Annotated in this window: 18 protein-coding genes; 14 read left to right on the forward strand and 4 right to left on the reverse strand. The window is 60.4% G+C overall.

All coding sequences use genetic code 11. The features are described 5' to 3' along the window. Positions 1 to 265: 265 nt before the first annotated feature. Positions 266 to 1,186, forward strand: coding sequence for an ornithine carbamoyltransferase (gene argF, locus LOY52_RS21215; RefSeq protein ID WP_095136949.1), 921 nt, complete (start codon positions 266 to 268; stop codon positions 1,184 to 1,186). Beyond that, a complete protein-coding gene (locus tag LOY52_RS21220; RefSeq protein WP_258675872.1) occupies positions 1,183 to 2,292 on the forward strand; it encodes an ABC transporter ATP-binding protein in 1,110 nt (369 codons plus the stop codon). The genes argF and LOY52_RS21220 overlap by 4 nt, the downstream gene beginning before the upstream one ends. Positions 2,293 to 2,368: 76 nt before the next feature. Here the strand turns inward: LOY52_RS21220 and LOY52_RS21225 are convergent, their stop codons facing one another. Together LOY52_RS21225 and ybaK are read right to left on the reverse strand one after the other, a co-directional pair. After that, positions 2,369 to 3,151: a PhzF family phenazine biosynthesis protein gene (locus LOY52_RS21225; RefSeq protein WP_258675873.1), complete on the reverse strand. Its 783-nt coding sequence runs from the start codon at positions 3,149 to 3,151 to the stop codon at positions 2,369 to 2,371. A 95-nt stretch (positions 3,152 to 3,246) separates the two neighbouring features. Continuing rightward, positions 3,247 to 3,717: a Cys-tRNA(Pro) deacylase gene (gene ybaK, locus LOY52_RS21230; protein WP_258675875.1), complete on the reverse strand. Its 471-nt coding sequence runs from the start codon at positions 3,715 to 3,717 to the stop codon at positions 3,247 to 3,249. A gap of 362 nt (positions 3,718 to 4,079) precedes the next feature. On the opposite strand from ybaK, the gene LOY52_RS21235 reads away from it, so the two are divergent. The 11 genes from LOY52_RS21235 (at position 4,080) to LOY52_RS21285 (ending at position 16,782) form a co-directional block, all read left to right on the forward strand. Continuing rightward, on the forward strand, positions 4,080 to 4,931 hold the full coding sequence (locus LOY52_RS21235; RefSeq protein ID WP_027612073.1) for an MIP/aquaporin family protein: 852 nt from the start codon (positions 4,080 to 4,082) through the stop codon (positions 4,929 to 4,931). A 78-nt stretch (positions 4,932 to 5,009) separates the two neighbouring features. Then, a complete protein-coding gene (gene glpK, locus LOY52_RS21240) occupies positions 5,010 to 6,512 on the forward strand; it encodes a glycerol kinase GlpK (RefSeq protein WP_202368930.1) in 1,503 nt (500 codons plus the stop codon). A 238-nt stretch (positions 6,513 to 6,750) separates the two neighbouring features. Then, complete coding sequence (locus LOY52_RS21245; RefSeq protein ID WP_007916700.1) at positions 6,751 to 7,506, forward strand: DeoR/GlpR family transcriptional regulator; 756 nt, start codon at positions 6,751 to 6,753, stop codon at positions 7,504 to 7,506. A gap of 328 nt (positions 7,507 to 7,834) precedes the next feature. Then, positions 7,835 to 9,370, forward strand: a complete 1,536-nt coding sequence (gene glpD, locus LOY52_RS21250) for a glycerol-3-phosphate dehydrogenase (protein ID WP_258675876.1) — start codon at positions 7,835 to 7,837, stop codon at positions 9,368 to 9,370. A gap of 435 nt (positions 9,371 to 9,805) precedes the next feature. Beyond that, a complete protein-coding gene (locus tag LOY52_RS21255) occupies positions 9,806 to 10,732 on the forward strand; it encodes a glutamate/aspartate ABC transporter substrate-binding protein (RefSeq protein WP_258675878.1) in 927 nt (308 codons plus the stop codon). Between the two features lie 190 nt (positions 10,733 to 10,922). Further along, positions 10,923 to 11,669 carry an amino acid ABC transporter permease gene (locus LOY52_RS21260; protein ID WP_027612077.1) on the forward strand — a complete coding sequence of 249 codons (747 nt, stop codon included), beginning with the start codon at positions 10,923 to 10,925 and terminating at the stop codon, positions 11,667 to 11,669. Beyond that, positions 11,669 to 12,340, forward strand: coding sequence for an amino acid ABC transporter permease (locus LOY52_RS21265; protein ID WP_007963949.1), 672 nt, complete (start codon positions 11,669 to 11,671; stop codon positions 12,338 to 12,340). The genes LOY52_RS21260 and LOY52_RS21265 overlap by 1 nt, the downstream gene beginning before the upstream one ends. Next, a complete protein-coding gene (locus tag LOY52_RS21270) occupies positions 12,337 to 13,071 on the forward strand; it encodes an amino acid ABC transporter ATP-binding protein (protein WP_007963947.1) in 735 nt (244 codons plus the stop codon). Before LOY52_RS21265 ends, LOY52_RS21270 begins: the two co-directional genes overlap by 4 nt. A 146-nt stretch (positions 13,072 to 13,217) precedes the next feature. Continuing rightward, on the forward strand, positions 13,218 to 15,119 hold the full coding sequence (locus LOY52_RS21275) for a sensor histidine kinase (protein ID WP_258675879.1): 1,902 nt from the start codon (positions 13,218 to 13,220) through the stop codon (positions 15,117 to 15,119). A 44-nt stretch (positions 15,120 to 15,163) separates the two neighbouring features. Next, positions 15,164 to 16,444 (forward strand): sigma-54-dependent transcriptional regulator, encoded by a 1,281-nt coding sequence (locus LOY52_RS21280; RefSeq protein WP_408980446.1) that lies wholly within the window; start codon positions 15,164 to 15,166, stop codon positions 16,442 to 16,444. Positions 16,445 to 16,452: 8 nt separating this feature from the next. Then, positions 16,453 to 16,782, forward strand: a complete 330-nt coding sequence (locus LOY52_RS21285) for a GlpM family protein (RefSeq protein WP_258679962.1) — start codon at positions 16,453 to 16,455, stop codon at positions 16,780 to 16,782. Between the two features lie 127 nt (positions 16,783 to 16,909). Here LOY52_RS21285 and LOY52_RS21290 read toward each other — a convergent pair whose 3' ends face one another. Both LOY52_RS21290 and LOY52_RS21295 read right to left on the reverse strand, forming a co-directional pair. Next, positions 16,910 to 17,578, reverse strand: a complete 669-nt coding sequence (locus LOY52_RS21290; protein WP_258675882.1) for a DsbA family oxidoreductase — start codon at positions 17,576 to 17,578, stop codon at positions 16,910 to 16,912. 190 nt (positions 17,579 to 17,768) lie between these two features. Then, complete coding sequence (locus tag LOY52_RS21295) at positions 17,769 to 18,788, reverse strand: alpha/beta fold hydrolase (RefSeq protein ID WP_258675883.1); 1,020 nt, start codon at positions 18,786 to 18,788, stop codon at positions 17,769 to 17,771. A gap of 221 nt (positions 18,789 to 19,009) precedes the next feature. Here LOY52_RS21295 and LOY52_RS21300 point away from each other — a divergent pair, with 221 nt between their 5' ends. Further along, positions 19,010 to 19,201 carry a hypothetical protein gene (locus LOY52_RS21300; protein ID WP_258675884.1) on the forward strand — a complete coding sequence of 64 codons (192 nt, stop codon included), beginning with the start codon at positions 19,010 to 19,012 and terminating at the stop codon, positions 19,199 to 19,201. Positions 19,202 to 19,225: the final 24 nt, after the last annotated feature.

The following is a 19,225-nucleotide window of genomic DNA, read 5'->3' on the forward strand; positions in this document are numbered from 1 at the left end:
CGCCGCATTGCCAAGCCCCGCGAGGCCAGTGTACAAAGAGAAGCGCTGCTGTCCTGAACCCGGCTTCAAATGCGTACTGCAACATCCCGTGCGCTCCCCGAATCCCGCAATAACCGTAGCCTATTGGAAAAACGCGACATTTAGTGTCAATATCGCGCCTCCCCCTATTTCGTCGCCCCGTGCGGCTTACGCCGCAGGTCTCGCCCGTTGTTCCGTTAAACAAGGCTTTGAGCATCTGCGGTCTGTAGCAAAAAGGTAGTCAATGATGAGCGCAAGGCACTTTCTCTCCCTGATGGATTGCACGCCCGAAGAGCTGGTCAGCGTGATCCGTCGAGGCGTTGAGCTCAAGGACCTGCGTAACCGCGGCGTACTGTTCGAGCCTCTGAAAAACCGCGTCCTGGGGATGATCTTCGAGAAATCATCGACCCGTACCCGGATCTCCTTCGAGGCCGGCATGATCCAGCTCGGTGGCCAGGCGATCTTCCTCTCGCCACGTGACACCCAGCTGGGCCGTGGCGAGCCGATCGGCGACTGCGCCATCGTCATGTCGAGCATGCTCGACGCGGTGATGATCCGTACCTTTGCCCACAGCACCCTGACCGAATTCGCCGCCAACTCGCGCGTGCCGGTGATCAACGGCCTGTCCGATGACCTGCACCCGTGCCAGTTGCTGGCCGACATGCAGACCTTCCTTGAACACCGTGGCTCGATCCAGGGCAAGACCGTGGCGTGGATCGGCGACGGCAACAACATGTGCAACAGCTATATAGAAGCGGCGATCCAGTTCGACTTCCAGTTGCGCGTTGCCTGCCCGCAGGGCTACGAGCCTAATCCTGAATTTGTCGCCCGCGCCGGCGATCGCGTGACCATCGTCCGCGATCCGCAGGATGCCGTGCGCGGTGCGCATCTGGTGAGCACCGATGTCTGGACTTCGATGGGTCAGGAAGAGGAAACTGCCAAGCGCCTGAAACTGTTCGCTCCGTTTCAGGTGAACCGCGCCCTGCTCGATCTGGCGGCCGAAGATGTGCTGTTCATGCACTGCCTGCCGGCGCACCGCGGTGAAGAAATCAGCCTCGACCTGCTTGATGACCCGCGCTCCGTCGCCTGGGATCAGGCAGAAAACCGTCTCCACGCACAGAAGGCCCTGCTCGAGTTCCTCGTCGAACCGGCATATCACCACGCATGAGCCATGAATTACTGCTGAACCTGCGCAACCTCGCTTGCGGCTATCAAGATCAACGCGTGGTGCAGAACCTCAATCTGCACCTCAACGCCGGTGACATCGGCTGCCTGCTGGGCTCGTCCGGCTGCGGCAAGACCACCACCCTGCGCGCGATTGCCGGTTTCGAACCGGTACACGAAGGGGAAATCCAGCTTGGCGGCGAGACCATCTCCAGCGCCGGTTTCACCCTGGCCCCGGAAAAGCGCCGGATCGGCATGGTGTTCCAGGACTACGCGCTGTTCCCGCACCTGAGCGTCGCGGACAACATCGCCTTCGGCATCCGCAAGCACCCGAACAAGGAGCGCGTCACCGAAGAGCTGCTGGAACTGGTCAACCTGAAGAATCTCGGCAAGCGTTTCCCGCACGAACTCTCCGGCGGCCAGCAACAGCGTGTCGCCCTCGCCCGCGCCCTGGCGCCGGAGCCGCAACTGCTGCTGCTCGACGAACCGTTCTCCAACCTCGACGGCGAACTGCGGCGCAAGCTTAGTCACGAAGTACGCGACATCCTCAAGGCCCGTGGCACCAGCGCGATTCTGGTGACCCACGATCAGGAAGAAGCCTTCGCCGTCAGCGATCACGTTGGTGTATTCAAGGAAGGTCGACTGGAGCAGTGGGACACGCCCTACAACCTCTACCACGAGCCGGCCACGCCGTTTGTCGCCAGCTTCATCGGTCAGGGTTATTTCATCCGCGGTCAGCTCGGCAGCCCGGAATCGGTGCAGACCGAGCTCGGTGAACTGCGCGGTAACCGGGCCTACACCTGGCCGGTGGGTGGTGCGGTGGATGTACTGCTGCGTCCGGATGACATCGTTTATGCGCCGGACAGCGGGTTGAAAGCGCGGATCGTCGGCAAGACTTTCCTTGGTGCCTCGACGCTGTATCGCCTGCAACTGCCGACCGGTGCGCAGCTGGAATCGATCTTCCCGAGCCATGCCGACCATCAGGTGGGTGCGGAGGTGGGGATTCGCGTCGCCGCCGAACACCTGGTCCTGTTCCAGGCCAGCGGCAGTACCGCGGCACAAATCCCGGCGGCGGAAAACGGCGTCCGCCGCTACAGCACCGCCCTCTAAGATCAAAAAATCGCAGCCTGCGGCAGCTCCTACATTGATCCCTGTAGGAGCTGCCGCAGGCTGCGATCTTTTGACTCTAAGCTAACAGCAACGTGCCGCTGGCCACCAGCGTCGCATTCCCGCCGATCTTCACCCGCTCCCCCTCCAGCCGACAGAACAACTCCCCACCCCGTGCCGAGCGCTGACACGCGGTCAGACTGGATTTGCCCAGACGTTTCGACCAATACGGAATCAAGCTGCAATGCGTCGAACCGGTGACCGGATCTTCATTGATGCCGATCGCCGGGGCGAAATAACGCGAGACGAAATCGTGCTGATTGCCGCGCGCCGTCACGATGGCGCCGAGCCACGGCAGTTTTGCCAGTGCAATCATGTCCGGCTTGCAGTCGAGCACCGCCTGCTCCGACTCCAGCACCACGAACAACTCGTTGGAACCGAGCACATCCACCGCCTCGACGCCTAGCGCGCGCTCGACATCCAGCGTCACGCCAATTTCTGACGGCACAATCGACGGGAAGTCCAGCCACAGGCGATCGCCCTCGCGGCTGACGCTCAACGGTCCGGACTTGCAGGTGAAGTCCAGCCGCTCGGCGTTTTCCTTGTAGATCTCGAATAACACATAGGCGCTGGCCAGCGTCGCATGCCCGCACAGCGGCACCTCGGTGGTCGGGGTGAACCAGCGGATGTGCCACGCCGCGCCTTCGCGCACTACAAACGCGGTTTCTGCCAGATTGTGTTCGGCAGCGATCTTCTGCATCAAATCGTCCGCGAGCCATGCATCGAGCCGATACACCATCGCCGGGTTGCCACTGAACGGCCGATCACTGAACGCATCAACCTGATGAAATTCGAGCTGCATAACCTTCTCCCTAAGTCTGTGGGCAGAGCATGCAGCGCCGGCCGGATCTGTACCAGTGACAGAACCAGCCAATTTTCTGCATACAGAAATCAGCGTTACGCGCGACCGATCTCGGCGAATTTGGCCTGGGTGTGTTCAGCCAGAACCGCCGGCGCCAATTCGACTTCCAGACCGCGTCGGCCAGCACTGACATAAATAGTCGCAAAGCCCTGGGCCGAGTTATCGATGAAGGTGCGCAGACGCTTCTTCTGCCCCAGCGGACTGATGCCGCCCAACAGGTAACCGGTGGAACGCTGTGCCGCAGCCGGGTCAGCCATTTCGACTTTCTTGACACCCGCCGCGTGTGCCAGGCCCTTGAGGTCAAGGCTTCCGACGACCGGCACCACCGCCACCAGCAATTCACCTTTTTCGCTGACAGCGAGCAGCGTCTTGAACACCTGCGCCGGCTCCAGCGCCAGTTTCTCTGCGGCCTCCAGCCCATAGGACGCGGCCTTGGGGTCATGTTCGTAACTGTGCACGCGATGTTCGGCACGAACTTTTTTCAACAAGTCCAACGCAGGGGTCATGGCAGCTCCAGATTCGGCATCAACAGAAAAATCCTGCGCCGGATTCTAGGCCATCACATCGCAAAAGGCTCTAGCGCAGGCCCCGTTTTCCGGGCATTGCAGGTGAATCGCCGGGCTATCGCCGCCGTCCTCCGCAGGATCATTCAGCAGGCTGATAGTTTAATTGTGACCGACGGTTCACTTTCGACCTTTGACAGGTTTGTTTCTTGTCTATATTTTTTCGAATCTGAATAATGTAAGAATTATCATCATTGCAGCACCCAGCAGTAAACCGGGAACAGGATGGGGATCCTGCCCCGGGGAAAATCGCGCCTTGCCCTGACGGCAAACGCGCCAGACAACAACAAAAATCGAGGTTTTCAATGACAACTGCTTTACAGCAACCATCGCTTTCCGGCCAATGCCTGGCTGAGTTTCTGGGGACTGCACTTCTGATCTTTTTCGGCACTGGCTGTGTCGCCGCGCTCAAAGTCGCGGGCGCCAGCTTCGGCCTGTGGGAAATCAGCATCATCTGGGGCGTTGGCGTGAGCATGGCGATCTACTTGACCGCCGGGGTTTCCGGCGCGCATCTGAACCCCGCCGTCAGCATTGCCCTGAGCATTTTCGCCGACTTCGAAAAGCGCAAACTACCGTTCTATATCCTGTCGCAGATCGCCGGCGCGTTTTGTGGTGCGCTGTTGGTGTACACGCTGTACAGCAATCTATTCTTCGATTACGAACAAACTCATCACATGGTGCGTGGCACCGCCGCCAGCCTTGAATTGGCCTCGGTATTCTCGACCTTCCCCAATCCGGTGCTGTCCACCGCCCAGGCATTTCTGGTCGAGATGATCATCACCGCGATCCTGATGGGCGTGATCATGGCCCTGACCGATGACAACAACGGTCTGCCGAAAGGCCCGATGGCTCCGCTGCTGATCGGTTTGCTGATTGCCGTGATCGGCAGCTCGATGGGCCCGCTGACCGGTTTTGCGATGAACCCGGCGCGTGACTTCGGCCCGAAACTGATGACTTTCTTCGCCGGCTGGGGTGAAATTTCCTTCACTGGCGGCCGCGATATTCCGTACTTCCTGATTCCGATTTTTGCACCGATTGTCGGTGCCTGCCTCGGCGCTGCCGGGTATCGCGGGCTCATCGCCCGTCACCTGACCGGCGCCACACCTGCTACAAAGGATGCAGAACCGGCCATTGACGGCAAACCAAGAACTTCTTGAAACAGTCGGCGCGGGCTCCTGCCCTTTTAGAGCCCGCGCCACGGCCCACTCTCCCTTATTTCGTCCAAGGCAATCGACATGACCGACATTCAGAATAAGAACTACATCATTGCCCTCGATCAGGGTACGACCAGCTCCCGCGCGATCATTTTCGACCGCGACGCGAACGTGGTCTGCACCGCCCAGCGCGAATTCGCCCAGCACTACCCGCAAGCCGGTTGGGTCGAACACGATCCAATGGAAATCTTTGCGACCCAGAGCGCGGTGATGGTCGAAGCACTGGCCCAGGCCGGTCTGCATCACGATCAGGTTGCCGCCATTGGTATCACCAACCAGCGTGAAACCACCGTGGTCTGGGACAAGACCACCGGTCGTCCGGTGTACAACGCCATCGTCTGGCAGTGCCGCCGCAGCACCGAGATCTGCCAGCAGCTCAAGCGCGATGGCCACGAAGAGTACATCCGCGACAACACCGGTCTGGTTACCGACCCGTACTTCTCCGGCACCAAGCTGAAGTGGATCCTCGACAACGTCGAAGGCAGCCGCGAGCGTGCGCGCAACGGCGAACTGCTGTTCGGCACCATCGATAGCTGGCTGATCTGGAAATTCACCGGCGGCAAGGTACACGTCACCGACTACACCAACGCCTCGCGCACCATGCTCTTCAACATCCATTCGCTGGAGTGGGATTCGAAGATGCTGGAGATCCTCGATATCCCGCGCGAAATGCTCCCGGAAGTCAAAGCCTCTTCGGAAATCTACGGTCGCACCAAGAGCGGCATCGCCATCGGCGGTATCGCCGGTGACCAGCAAGCGGCACTGTTCGGCCAGATGTGCGTCGAGCCGGGCCAGGCGAAAAACACCTACGGCACCGGCTGCTTCCTGCTGATGAACACCGGCGACAAAGCGGTGAAATCGCAGCACGGCATGCTCACCACCATCGCTTGCGGCCCGCGTGGCGAAGTGGCTTACGCCCTTGAAGGCGCGGTGTTCAACGGTGGCTCGACCGTGCAGTGGCTGCGTGATGAACTGAAGATCGTCAACGACGCTCACGACACCGAATACTTCGCCAATAAAGTGAAGGACAGCAACGGCGTGTACCTGGTACCGGCCTTTACCGGCCTGGGCGCTCCGTACTGGGACCCGTATGCCCGGGGCGCACTGTTCGGCCTGACGCGCGGCGTGCGCGTGGACCACATCATCCGCGCCGCGCTGGAATCGATCGCCTACCAGACCCGCGACGTACTCGACGCCATGCAACAGGACTCCGGCGAACGCCTCAAGGCCCTGCGCGTGGACGGCGGCGCGGTCGCGAACAACTTCCTCATGCAGTTCCAGGCCGACATCCTCGGCACCCAGGTCGAGCGTCCGCAAATGCGTGAAACCACTGCACTCGGCGCGGCGTACCTGGCCGGTCTGGCGTGCGGTTTCTGGGGCAGCCTGGACGAACTGCGCGGCAAGGCCGTGATCGAGCGCGAGTTCGAACCGAGCCTGGAAGAAGTCGAGAAAGAGAAACTGTACAAAGGCTGGAAAAAAGCCGTCAGCCGCACCCGTGACTGGGCGCGTGAAGACGCTGAATAAGCCAACCTGAGGACTGACTAAAGCTGTCCAAACAGCGTGAAAGCGTAGCGAGCGAAGGCAAGACAAGGCAAAAACAGGCGAGGACGCGGAGTTTACGGGTTTGTAAATGAGCAGTCCGAGCCTGTTTTTAACGCAGGATTGCCGAGCGCAGTAGCTTTCACGTTGTTTGGAAACTGGTAGGGAGTGGATTCCTGCGTCATCATGGGCAAATTTTGCACGGCAGCCCAAAGGAAGCCCCATGAATCTGCCTCCCCGTCAGCAGCAAATCCTCGAGCTGGTCCGCGAACGCGGCTATGTGAGCATCGAGGAAATGGCCACGCTGTTCGTTGTTACCCCGCAAACCATCCGCCGCGACATCAATCAGCTCGCGGAAGCCAATCTGTTGCGTCGCTACCATGGCGGCGCGGCTTATGATTCCAGCGTCGAAAACACCGCTTATGCGATGCGCGCCGACCAGATGCGCGACGAAAAACAACGCATCGGCGAAGCCATCGCCGCGCAGATCCCCGATCACGCCTCGCTGTTCATCAACATCGGCACCACCACCGAATCGATTGCCCGCGCCCTGCTCAACCACAACCATCTGAAGATCATCACCAATAACCTGCACGTCGCCTCGATGCTCAGTGCCAAGGATGATTTCGATGTGCTGCTGACTGGCGGCAACGTGCGCCGTGACGGTGGCGTGGTCGGTCAGGCGAGCGTGGACTTCATCAACCAGTTCAAGGTCGATTTCGCGCTGGTGGGTATCAGCGGCATCGACGAAGACGGTAGCCTGCTCGACTTCGATTATCAGGAAGTGCGCGTGTCGCAGGCGATCATCGCCAATGCGCGGCAGGTGATTCTGGCGGCGGACTCGAGCAAATTCGGGCGTAACGCGATGATCCGCCTCGGTCCGATCAGCCTGATCGATTGCCTGGTGACCGATCAGCAGCCGGTGCCGGCACTGGCGCAACTGCTGAGCCAGCACAAGATTCGTCTGGAAGTCGTTTAATCCCCACTTGGCGCAGCTCCCCTGTGGCGAGGGAGCTTGCTCCCGCTGGGCTGCGAAGCGGCCCCAAAACCATATAATCCAGCGCCTCCAGCCACGCCTTGCGCATCGGATGTACGACGGCTCTGCCGCCGAGCGGGAGCAAGCTCCCTCGCCACAAAGATCATCTGCGCCTCAATAATGTTCGAATATTTTCTTTTTCCCGTCCTTCGATGAGTTTTTTCAATCGAACGCGACTGGCTGCGCGCGTCTTTATGGGCTACCATTTTCGCAAATGAACATTTATGTTCGATTTCCAAGACAGAAAATCAAAAGAGCCCGAGGCCAGCCGATGTCCACATCTACCTTGCGTACGCCCCCTATCTCCGAGATCTACGACGTTGCCGTGATTGGCGGCGGGATCAATGGCGTGGGGATCGCAGCGGATGCCGCCGGTCGCGGTCTCTCGGTGTTCCTTTGCGAAAAGGACGACCTGGCCAGCCACACCTCATCAGCCAGCAGCAAGCTGATCCACGGTGGCCTGCGCTACCTGGAACATTACGAATTCCGTCTGGTGCGCGAAGCGCTGGCCGAGCGCGAAGTGTTGCTGGCCAAGGCGCCGCACATCGTCAAGCCAATGCGCTTCGTATTGCCGCACCGCCCGCACCTGCGTCCGGCCTGGATGATCCGCGCCGGTCTGTTCCTCTATGACAACCTCGGCAAGCGTGAAAAGCTGCCAGGTTCGAAAAGCCTGAAGTTCGGTGCCGACAGCGCACTGAAAAGCGAAATCACCAAGGGTTTCGAATATTCCGATTGCTGGGTCGATGACGCCCGTCTCGTCGTCCTGAATGCCATGGCCGCCCGGGAAAAAGGCGCTCACGTGCACACGCAGACCCGTTGCGTCAGCGCCCGCCGCGCCAAGGGCCTGTGGCACCTGAATCTGGAACGCGCTGACGGCAGCCTGTTTTCGATCACCGCCAAAGCACTGGTGAACGCCGCAGGCCCGTGGGTCGCCAAGTTCATCCGTGACGACCTGAAAATGGAGTCGCCATACGGCATCCGCCTGATTCAGGGCAGCCACATCATCGTGCCGAAGCTGTACGAAGGTGATCACGCGCACATCCTGCAAAACGAAGATCAGCGCATCGTCTTCACCATTCCATACCTGAACCACTTCACCCTGATCGGCACCACCGACCGCGAATACACCGGCGATCCGGCGAAAGTGGCAATCACCGACGGCGAAACCGATTACCTGCTGAAAGTGGTCAACGCTCACTTCAAGCAGCAGATCAGCCGCGACGACATCCAGCACAGCTACTCGGGCGTCCGTCCGCTGTGCAACGACGAATCCGACAACCCGTCCGCCGTGACCCGCGATTACACCCTGGCATTGTCTGGCGAGGGCGAAGAAGCACCGCTGCTGTCGGTGTTTGGCGGCAAGCTGACCACTTACCGCAAACTCGCCGAGTCGGCGATGGCCCAACTGATGCCGTACTTCACTCAGATGCGCCCGAGCTGGACCGCCACCGCGACACTGCCCGGCGGTGAAGATATGACTACGCCGCAAGCCTTGAGCGCGCAGATCCGCGACAAGTTCGACTTCGTCCCGACCGAGATCGCCCGCCGCTGGGCCACCACCTACGGCAGCCGCACCTGGCGCATGCTCGAAGGCGTAGAGTCGCTGAACGACATGGGCGAACATCTTGGCGGCGGGCTCTACACCCGTGAAGTCGATTACCTGTGCAGCGAAGAATGGGCGACCACCGCCCACGACATCCTGTGGCGCCGCAGCAAACTGGGCCTGTTCACCACCCCGGCCGAGCAAGAGAAACTGGCGGCGTACCTGGGCAAAGTCGAGCAGAACCGCAAGATTGAAGCGGCGTGATTTGAACATCGCTTAAAACGGAAGCCCCTGAATTGAAAGATTCAGGGGCTTTTTTGTTTATCCGCACCGGACACTGAACCTGTGGCGAGGGAGCTTGCTCCCGCTGGGTCGCGTAGCGGCCCTTTCATATAAGCGGGCCTGCTGTGCAGTCCAGCAGGAGCAACCTCCCTCGCCACAACAGCGTTCGGTTTTCCGAACGCGACCTTCCGGTCAATTCGGATAACCGGATCAGTTCCAGCCAAAAACACCGACACAAAACTTTAATCACCTTATTAATCAAGCCATTAGCCACTATCGACTGCTCTGGCACGACTCATGCTCTACACTCTCTCGACGAATGCCTGGCGTGCCAACACTTCAGGAGCCGTCAGGCATTCGAAGCACAAAAGGGCCGACGAACTGGCTCCATAAAAAAAACAATTCGAGGAAAATTTGATGCGCATCGTTCCCCATATCCTGGGCGCAGCCATTGCTGCCGCTCTGATCAGCACACCAGTTTTCGCCGCCGAACTCACCGGCACCCTGAAGAAAATCAACGATTCCGGCACCATCACCCTCGCTCACCGCGACAGCTCTATCCCGTTTTCCTACATCGCGGATGCTTCCGGCAAGCCAGTGGGCTACTCCCACGACATTCAAGTGGCCATCGTTGAAGCCCTGAAAAAAGACCTGAACAAGCCAGATCTGCAGGTCAAGTACAACCTGGTGACCTCGCAAACCCGTATCCCGCTGATCCAGAACGGCACCGCGGATATCGAGTGCGGTTCGACCACCAACAACGCCGAGCGCGCCCAGCAAGTCGACTTCACCGTCAACATCTTCGAAATCGGCACCCGTCTGCTGGTCAAGAAAGACAAGGATGGCAAGCCGTCCTACGCTGACTTTGCCGACCTCAAAGGCAAAAACGTCGTGACCACCGCCGGTACCACGTCCGAGCGCATCATCAAAGCGATGAACGCCGACAAGCAGATGGGCATGAACATCATCTCCGCCAAAGACCACGGCGAATCCTTCAACATGCTGGAAAGCGGCCGCGCCGTTGCCTTCATGATGGACGACGCCCTGCTGGCCGGCGAAGAAGCCAAGGCCAAGAAGCCGGACGACTGGGTCATCACCGGTACTCCGCAATCCTTCGAAGCCTACGCGTGCATGGTTCGCAAAGACGACCCGGCCTTCAAGAAGGCTGTGGATGACGCCATTGTCGGCCTGTACAAATCCGGCAAGATCAACGAGATCTACAAGAAGTGGTTCGAAACCGCGATTCCGCCAAAGGGCCTGAACCTCAACTTCCCGATGAGCGACAAGGTCAAGGAACTGATCGCCAACCCGAGCGACAAGCCGGCGCCTGACGTAAAAATCTGATTCCTGACTAACCTTATCCCCTGAGGGAGCCACCCTCCCTCAGGCGTCTGTTACCTGCTGGTTTTACAGTGGAACACTCGACCTGGCGGTTTTCGAGCCGATCGTGTGTGCCCGGCGTTCAACGTCGGACGGGAAAGGATCTTCCCCAAGCGGGTGCTTGTACATCGATCGATTTCGAGGGGAGACCCTAATGAATTACAACTGGGACTGGGGCGTGTTCTTCAAGTCCACCGGCGTGGGCAGCGAGACTTATCTCGACTGGTACATCGCCGGCCTGGGCTGGACCATTGCCATCGCCATCGTGGCATGGATCATCGCCTTGCTGCTGGGCTCCATTCTGGGGGTCATGCGCACGGTGCCGAACCGCCTCGTATCGGGCATCGCCACCTGCTACGTCGAACTGTTTCGCAACGTGCCGCTGCTGGTGCAGTTGTTCATCTGGTACTTCCTGGTGCCCGATCTGCTGCCGCAAAACCTGCAGGACTGGTACAAGCAGGATCTGAACCCGACCACCTCGGCCTACCTGAGCGTGGTCGTGTGCCTGGGTCTGTTCACCGCCGCCCGGGTCTGCGAGCAAGTGCGCACCGGCATCCAGGCGCTGCCACGCGGCCAGGAATCCGCCGCCCGCGCCATGGGTTTCAAGCTGCCGCAGATCTACTGGAACGTGCTGCTGCCCCAGGCCTACCGCATCATCATTCCACCGCTGACCTCGGAATTCCTCAACGTGTTCAAGAACTCCTCCGTGGCGTCCTTGATCGGCCTGATGGAACTGCTGGCGCAAACCAAACAGACCGCCGAGTTCTCGGCCAACCTGTTTGAAGCCTTCACCCTGGCCACGCTGATCTACTTCACCCTGAACATGAGCCTGATGTTGCTGATGCGCATGGTCGAGAAGAAAGTCGCAGTGCCCGGCCTGATCTCCGTGGGGGGTAAATAATGGACTTCGATTTCAGCGGCATCATCCCCGCGATCCCTGGCCTGTGGAACGGCATGGTCATGACCTTGCAGCTGATGGTCATGGGCGTAATCGGCGGCATCGTGCTGGGGACCATCCTCGCGTTGATGCGCCTGTCGTCGAGCAAACTGCTGTCGCGCGTCGCCGGCGCCTACGTGAACTACTTCCGCTCGATCCCGCTGCTGCTGGTGATCACCTGGTTTTACCTGGCGGTGCCGTTCGTGCTGCGCTGGATCACCGGCGAAGACACCCCGATCGGCGCGTTCACCTCCTGCGTCGTGGCTTTCATGATGTTCGAAGCCGCGTACTTCTGTGAGATCGTCCGGGCCGGCGTGCAGTCGATCCCCAAAGGCCAGATGGCCGCGGCCCAGGCGATGGGCATGACCTATGGCCAGACCATGCGTCTGATCATCCTGCCCCAGGCGTTCCGCAAGATGACCCCGTTGCTGCTGCAACAGTCGATCATCCTGTTCCAGGACACCTCGCTGGTCTACACCGTGGGCCTGGTGGACTTCCTCAATTCCGCCCGTTCCAGCGGCGACATCATCGGTCGCTCCAACGAGTTCCTGATCTTTGCCGGTGTCGTCTACTTCATCATCAGCTTTTCCGCCTCGCTGCTGGTCAAGCGTCTGCAAAAAAGGTTTGCCGTATGATCTCCATCAAGAACATCAACAAGTGGTATGGCGACTTCCAGGTGCTGACTGATTGCAGCACCGAGGTCAAAAAAGGCGAAGTGATCGTGGTCTGTGGCCCGTCGGGTTCGGGCAAGTCGACCCTGATCAAGTGCGTCAACGCGCTGGAGCCGTTCCAGAAAGGCGACATCGTCGTCGACGGCACCTCGATTGCCGACTCCAAGACCAACCTGCCGAAACTGCGCTCGCGCGTCGGCATGGTGTTCCAGCATTTCGAACTGTTCCCGCACCTGACCATCACTGAAAACCTGACCATCGCGCAGATCAAGGTGCTGGGCCGCAGCAAGGAAGAGGCGACCAAGAAAGGCCTGCAACTGCTGGAACGCGTCGGTCTGTCGGCACACGCCCACAAGCACCCGGGGCAATTGTCCGGCGGTCAGCAGCAGCGTGTGGCGATTGCCCGTGCGCTGGCCATGGACCCGATCGTCATGCTGTTCGACGAACCGACCTCGGCGCTCGACCCGGAAATGGTCAACGAAGTGCTCGACGTGATGGTGCAACTGGCCCACGAAGGCATGACCATGATGTGCGTGACCCACGAAATGGGCTTCGCGCGCAAAGTGGCTGATCGCGTGATCTTCATGGACGCCGGCAAGATCATCGAAGACTGCCCGAAAGAGGAATTCTTCGGCGACATCAGCGCCCGCTCCGAACGCGCGCAGCACTTCCTCGAGAAAATCCTGCAGCACTAAAAGCAACACCGCCGCTCTCTCTGTAGGAGCTGCCGCAGGCTGCGATCTTTTGCCTTTACAAAGCAACAGCAAAAGATCGCAGCCTGCGGCAGCTCCTACAGGAGATTGGTGAGGTTTGTGGTGGTGGTTGACCCAAGGCAACTGTGATGAAATGCGACCCCAATCTCTATCGCGCAGCGCCGCCATCACTTGCCGTGAAGCCCCGTCTGATTCGCCATCTGTTCCTGCCGCCGCTGATCATCATCCTGATGATCGGACTGGGTTACATGGGCTTCTGGACCAGTGAACATTTCGGCATCCGCAGCCTCAGCGAAAACGGCCAGCGTCAGCTCGAACTGCACGCGCGCACGGTCGAAAGCGAGATCAGCAAATACACCTACCTGCCCAGCCTGCTGGAACTGGAAACCAGTGTCCCGCAACTGCTGGCCGACCCGACCCCGGAACACCGGCAAACGGTCAATGCCTACCTTGAAGGTCTGAACCGGCGCAGCCGCAGTCGGGCCATCTACGTCATGGACACCACCGGCCGCGTCATGGCTACCAGCAACTGGCGCGACGTCGACAGTTATCTGGGTGAAGACCTGTCCTTTCGCGCCTATTTCCAGAACGCCGTGCGCGGCGAGCCCGGACGTTTCTACGGGATCGGCAGCACCAGCGGCGAACCCGGTTACTACCTGGCCCATGGCCTGGAAGAACACGGCAAGATCATCGGCGTCGCCGTGGTCAAGGTGCGCCTCGAAGCGCTGGAAGAGCGCTGGCAACGCGCCCGCCTGGAAGCCTTCGTCAGCGACGAGAACGGCATCATCATTCTTTCCAGCGATCCGGCGCGGCGCCTGAAATCGGTGGTGCCGTTGAGCGATGAAACCAAAGAGAAGCTCGCGCGCAGCCTGCAGTATTACTGGTTCCCGCTCAACGAACTGCAACCGCTGGCCCGAGAAACCCTGGCCGACGGTGTGGAGAAACTGACCTTCCCGGCCAACAGCGAACTGAGCGCCGATGACGACAGCATCAGCTATCTGGCGCAGACCCGGCCGCTGAGCGACACGCCATGGAACTTCACCCTGCTCACGCCGTTGCAGGACTTGCGTCGTGAAGCGATCAATCAGGGCATCCTGGTGGCCGTGGCCTTCGCCCTGGTGGCGTTCCTGCTGATCGCCTGGAACGAACGGCGCAAGGTCATCGCCACCCGCCTCGCCGCCCGCGAAGCCTTGCAGGAAGCCAACAATCAGCTGGAGCGTCGGATTACCGAACGCACCGGCGACCTGCGCGCCAGCAACGAACGTCTGAAGAGCCAAATCCGCGAGCGCCGCCAGGCCGAAGAAACCCTGCGCCGCGCCCAGGACGAACTGGTACAGGCCGGCAAACTCGCGGCCATCGGCCAGATGTCGACCAGCATCGCCCACGAACTGAACCAGCCGCTGGCGGCGATGCGCACCCTGTCCGGCAACACCATTCGTTTTCTGGAACGCGGCCAGCTCGACGTCGCCAGCACCAACCTCAAGACCATCAACGACCTGATCGACCGCATGGGCCGGATCACCGCCAGCCTGCGTTCGTTCGCCCGGCGCGGGGATGACAAGGGCCAGGCCAGTCTCGGCAAAGCGGTGGACGCGGCCCTGCAACTGCTCGGCGCGCGGGTCGAGGGCATGGCGCTGCAACTGCACCGGCAGTTCAGCGACGTACAGGTGCAGATCGACCAGACCCGCCTCGAACAGATTCTGGTCAACCTGATCGGCAACGCCCTCGATGCAATGCAGGCGCAACCGTCACCGCAGCTGTGGCTGGAAGGCGAAGAGTTCAACGGCAAATATCGCCTGCGGGTGCGCGACAACGGCCACGGTGTCGACGCCGAAGCACGCAAGCATCTGTTCGAGCCGTTCTTCACCACCAAACCCGGCGAACAGGGTCTGGGCCTCGGCCTGACCCTCTCCGCCAGCCTCGCCGCCGCCACCGGCGGGCACCTGGGTGTCGAACACCCGGCCAGCGGTGGCACCACCTTCGTCCTCAGTTTACCGTTGGTAAGCCCTACTCCTGCCGAGCCAATATGAACCACGACCTTAGTGTGCTGATCGTCGAAGACGACCCCCATGTGCTGCTCGGCTGCCAGCAGGCGCTGACCCTGGAAGACATTCCCTGCATCGGCGTCGGCAGTGCCGAAGAAGCGCTGGAGCGGGTCGGCGACAACTTTGCCGGGATCGTCATCAGCGACATTCGCCTGCCCGGCATCGATGGCCTGGAACTGCTGACCCGCCTCAAGCAACGCGACCGCAGTCTGCCGGTGGTGCTGATCACCGGTCATGGCGATATCTCCATGGCGGTCGGCGCGATGCAGAAAGGCGCCTACGATTTCATGGAGAAACCGTTCTCGCCGGAGCGTCTGGTGGATGTCGCCCGTCGCGCACTGGAGCAACGCAGCCTGGCCCGGGAAGTGTCTTCGCTGCGTCGGCAACTGGCCGAACGCGATTCCCTCGAAGGCCGGATCATCGGGCGCTCGCCAGCCATGCAGAACCTGCGCGAGCTGATCGCCAACGTCGCCGACACCTCGGCCAACGTGCTGATCGAGGGCGAGACCGGCACCGGTAAGGAACTGGTCGCCCGCTGCCTGCACGACTTCAGTCGCCGGCATGCCAAGCAGTTCGTTGCGCTGAACTGCGGCGGCCTGCCGGAAAACCTCTTCGAAAGCGAGATCTTCGGTCACGAGGCCAACGCCTTCACCGGTGCCGGCAAACGGCGCATCGGCAAGATCGAACACGCCGACGGCGGCACGCTGTTCCTCGATGAAGTGGAAAGCATGCCCCTGCCGTTGCAGATCAAACTGCTGCGGGTGTTGCAGGAACGCACCCTCGAACGCCTCGGCTCGAACCAGAGCGTGGCGGTGGATTGCCGAGTGATTGCCGCAACCAAATCCGACCTCGACGAAGCGAGCAAGGCCGGCGAGTTTCGCAGCGACTTGTACTACCGCCTCAACGTGGTGACGCTGGAACTGCCGCCGCTGCGCGAGCGCCGTGAAGATATCCTGCAACTGTTCGAACACTTCACTCAGCAGTCGGCGCTGCGTTTCGACCGGGTGTTGCCGGAGCTGGACAACCAGACCCTGTCGAACCTGATGAGCCACGACTGGCCGGGCAACGTGCGTGAGCTGCGTAACGTTGCCGAGCGCTTTGCCCTCGGCCTGCCGGCGTTCAAGAAGTCCGGCGCCAGCGGCGGCGGTCAGGGGCTGGCATTTGCCGAAGCGGTGGAAGCGTTCGAACGCAACCTGCTCAATGACGCCTTGCAACGCAGTGGCGGCAACCTGACCCAGGCCAGCCTGGAATTGGGCATGGCCAAGACCACGCTGTTCGACAAAGTGAAAAAGTACGGGTTGAGCCACTGATGGATCTGATTCTCAAAGCCGCCCTTGGCGCCGCAGTGGTGGTGATTCTCGCGGCGCTGTCGAAGACCAAAAACTATTACATCGCCGGGCTGGTGCCACTGTTTCCGACCTTCGCGCTGATCGCCCATTACATCGTCGGCAACAGCCGTTCGATCGATGATCTGAAGGCGACCATCGTCTTTGGCATGTGGTCGATCATTCCGTACTTCATCTACCTGGCGACGCTGTACGTGATGGTTGACCGGATGCGCCTGGAGGCATCACTCGCCGTGGCCGTTGTCGCGTGGTTGATCGCCGCCAGCGTACTGGTTTCGGTGTGGGTGCGCCTGCACACTTGATCGTTGTAGGAGCTGCCGCAGGCTGCGATCTTTTGCCTTTAAAGAGCAGGATCAAAAGATCGCAGCCTGCGGCAGCTCCTACAGGGTTGGCATTCAGTTGTTGACGGCGCCGCCCCGGGGTTGGCATTCAGTTGTTGACGGTGCCGCCGCGAGCTTCACTGATGATCTGCCGGATCGCTCCGACAAAGGTGTCCACCGGTTGCCCGCCCGTCACCGCGTACTGACCGTTGAACACCACGGTCGGTACGGAACTCACGCCGCGTTGCAGCCACTGCTGCTCTTGTGCACGCACTTCATCGGCAAACTTGTCAGAGGCCAGAATCGCTTCGGCACGTTGCCGATCCAGACCCACGCTTTGGGCAATCTGCGCCAATTGCGCATGATCGGACGGATTGCCGCCATCGGTGAAATAGGCCTTGAACAGCGCTTGCTTCAACGGCAACTGCAACCCCTCAATGCCGGCCCAATGCAACAGACGATGGGCATCGAAGGTGTTGTAGATACGGCTGTTGCCATCGGTGCGAAAGGCAAATCCGACCTCGGCGCCACGGGCACGAATCGCCTCGCGGTTTTTCTGTGACTGCTCCGGGGTCGAGCCGTATTTTTCACTGATGTGTTCGGTGATGTTCTGCCCGTCCGGGCCCATCTTCGGGTTCAGTTCGAACGGCTGGAAATGAATCTCGGCCTGAACTTCATCGCGCAGAATCTCCAGCGCCTGCAGCAGGCCATTCAGGCCGACGACGCACCAGGGGCAGGAAACGTCGCTGACAAAATCGATTTTCAAAGCGGAATTCATCACACACCTCGCGGACAGATCGCACATCGCAAAGTCCGAAAGATACACCTGTAGGAGCTGCCGAAGGCTGCGATCTTTTGATCTTCAAAAGCAAAAGATCGAAGCCTTCGGCAGCTCCTACAGAGAATGCCTGCCAATGTGGGAGAGGGCTTGCTCGCGAAGGCCCGAATCACCACCGTCAAAACCTCGCCTACAGCAGGTTACCGCTCGCCGCCGGCTCGATCTGCGCCCAGTGCGAGGTGTCTTCACGGTGCTCTTGCAAATACGGCAACACCGCCGCCAGCAACGGCGCCTTGAACGCCTCTTGAAAACGGTGGGCCAGCCCCGGAATCAGCTTCAGCTGACTGCCACGGATGTGCGCCGCCAGGTGCACGCCATGCATCACTGGCAACAGCGGATCGGCCGTGCCGTGTACCACCAGGGTCGGCACACGCAGTTGATTGAGCAAGGTGACCCGGCTAGGCTCGGCGAGGATCGCCATGATCTGGCGCTTCACGCCTTCAGGGTTGAACGCCCGGTCGTAGGCCACCGCTGCCTGATGCAGCAACGCCTGCCGATCATCAGCTACTGCCGGGCTACCGAGCGCCGCCAACAGATCAGCCTGCTGCTCCAGTGCCACCTCGCGATTCGGTGCGCCGCGCCGTGCCAGCAATTGCACCAGCGCCGCACTCGGCGCCGGCAAACCTTCGGCGCCGGAACTGGTCATGATCAGCGTCAGACTCTCCACCCGTTGCGGAGCCATCGCCGCCAGATGCTGGGCGATCATTCCGCCCATGCTCGCGCCCAGTACGTGAAACTGGTCGACGTGCAGCGCGTCCATCAAACCCAGCGCATCGTCGGCCATGTCGGTCAGCGAGTACGGCGCCGACACCGGCAAGCCGAGCTTGTAGCGCAGCACTTCAAACGTCAGGTTGGCGTCGGCCGGGGCCTGCCGCCAGGTCGACAAGCCGACATCGCGGTTGTCATAGCGGATCACTCGAAAACCCTGCTGACACAGCGCAACCACCACCTCGTCCGGCCAGTGGATCAACTGGCCACCCAGGCCCATGACCAGCAACAGCGCCGGATCCGAAGCACGGCCGATGCTCTGGTACGCCAGGCTCACCTGTGCCAGATCGACCCGTTCGGTCGGTACATTGACGTCGCAACGCGAAGCCGCCATCGACGGCAGGCCGAACAACAGCGCGGCCAACAGAAAAAATAAACGCATGAAAAAACACCGAAACGCAGAACCCCAGTAGAGCGCGAGTCTGATGAAGTTTGTTCAAGCGCGCTGCCACAGTTGCATGACAGTTTGATGAAGTTTGCCGAGCGGTCATTTGTTGGCAGCCGCAACCGTTCGTTGCAACTGTCATTTCTGTCAGTAGTGCGCACGCGTGCTTTTCGTTGCACTGCGACCGGGACAACACAATCTGTCCTGGAGGAAAGTTGATGAGAATCCGGTTCGTTGCACTCGCACTGTTGCTCTCTGCTTGCAGCACGCCACCGATGGAGGTCACCCAGGTACTGCAGACGCCTTCAGGGAGCGGCATCGAGGTCGCTGCCGAACTGCAAAAACGCTATGACGAAACCATCAGAATGTGTAACGGCGCGCCCAGCCAGCCTTTCTCTGCTCCGGCCTGATGTTGCGCGCCACCGACACCCCGA

Source organism: Pseudomonas sp. B21-051 (genome assembly GCF_024748795.1).
Classification (GTDB): Bacteria; Pseudomonadota; Gammaproteobacteria; order Pseudomonadales; family Pseudomonadaceae; genus Aquipseudomonas; species Aquipseudomonas putida_A.

Coding starts and splice junctions, on each gene's coding strand:
- LOY52_RS21265 (WP_007963949.1), top strand. CDS start 11,669: ATGGACTTCGATTTCAGCGGCATCATCCCCGCGATCCCTGGCCTGTGG.
- LOY52_RS21235 (WP_027612073.1), top strand. CDS start 4,080: ATGACAACTGCTTTACAGCAACCATCGCTTTCCGGCCAATGCCTGGCT.
- LOY52_RS21255 (WP_258675878.1), top strand. CDS start 9,806: ATGCGCATCGTTCCCCATATCCTGGGCGCAGCCATTGCTGCCGCTCTG.
- ybaK (WP_258675875.1), bottom strand. CDS start 3,717: ATGACCCCTGCGTTGGACTTGTTGAAAAAAGTTCGTGCCGAACATCGC.
- LOY52_RS21295 (WP_258675883.1), bottom strand. CDS start 18,788: ATGCGTTTATTTTTTCTGTTGGCCGCGCTGTTGTTCGGCCTGCCGTCG.
- LOY52_RS21290 (WP_258675882.1), bottom strand. CDS start 17,578: ATGAATTCCGCTTTGAAAATCGATTTTGTCAGCGACGTTTCCTGCCCC.
- LOY52_RS21300 (WP_258675884.1), top strand. CDS start 19,010: ATGAGAATCCGGTTCGTTGCACTCGCACTGTTGCTCTCTGCTTGCAGC.
- LOY52_RS21245 (WP_007916700.1), top strand. CDS start 6,751: ATGAATCTGCCTCCCCGTCAGCAGCAAATCCTCGAGCTGGTCCGCGAA.
- LOY52_RS21225 (WP_258675873.1), bottom strand. CDS start 3,151: ATGCAGCTCGAATTTCATCAGGTTGATGCGTTCAGTGATCGGCCGTTC.
- LOY52_RS21275 (WP_258675879.1), top strand. CDS start 13,218: ATGAAATGCGACCCCAATCTCTATCGCGCAGCGCCGCCATCACTTGCC.
- LOY52_RS21270 (WP_007963947.1), top strand. CDS start 12,337: ATGATCTCCATCAAGAACATCAACAAGTGGTATGGCGACTTCCAGGTG.
- argF (WP_095136949.1), top strand. CDS start 266: ATGAGCGCAAGGCACTTTCTCTCCCTGATGGATTGCACGCCCGAAGAG.
- glpK (WP_202368930.1), top strand. CDS start 5,010: ATGACCGACATTCAGAATAAGAACTACATCATTGCCCTCGATCAGGGT.
- glpD (WP_258675876.1), top strand. CDS start 7,835: ATGTCCACATCTACCTTGCGTACGCCCCCTATCTCCGAGATCTACGAC.
- LOY52_RS21260 (WP_027612077.1), top strand. CDS start 10,923: ATGAATTACAACTGGGACTGGGGCGTGTTCTTCAAGTCCACCGGCGTG.
- LOY52_RS21220 (WP_258675872.1), top strand. CDS start 1,183: ATGAGCCATGAATTACTGCTGAACCTGCGCAACCTCGCTTGCGGCTAT.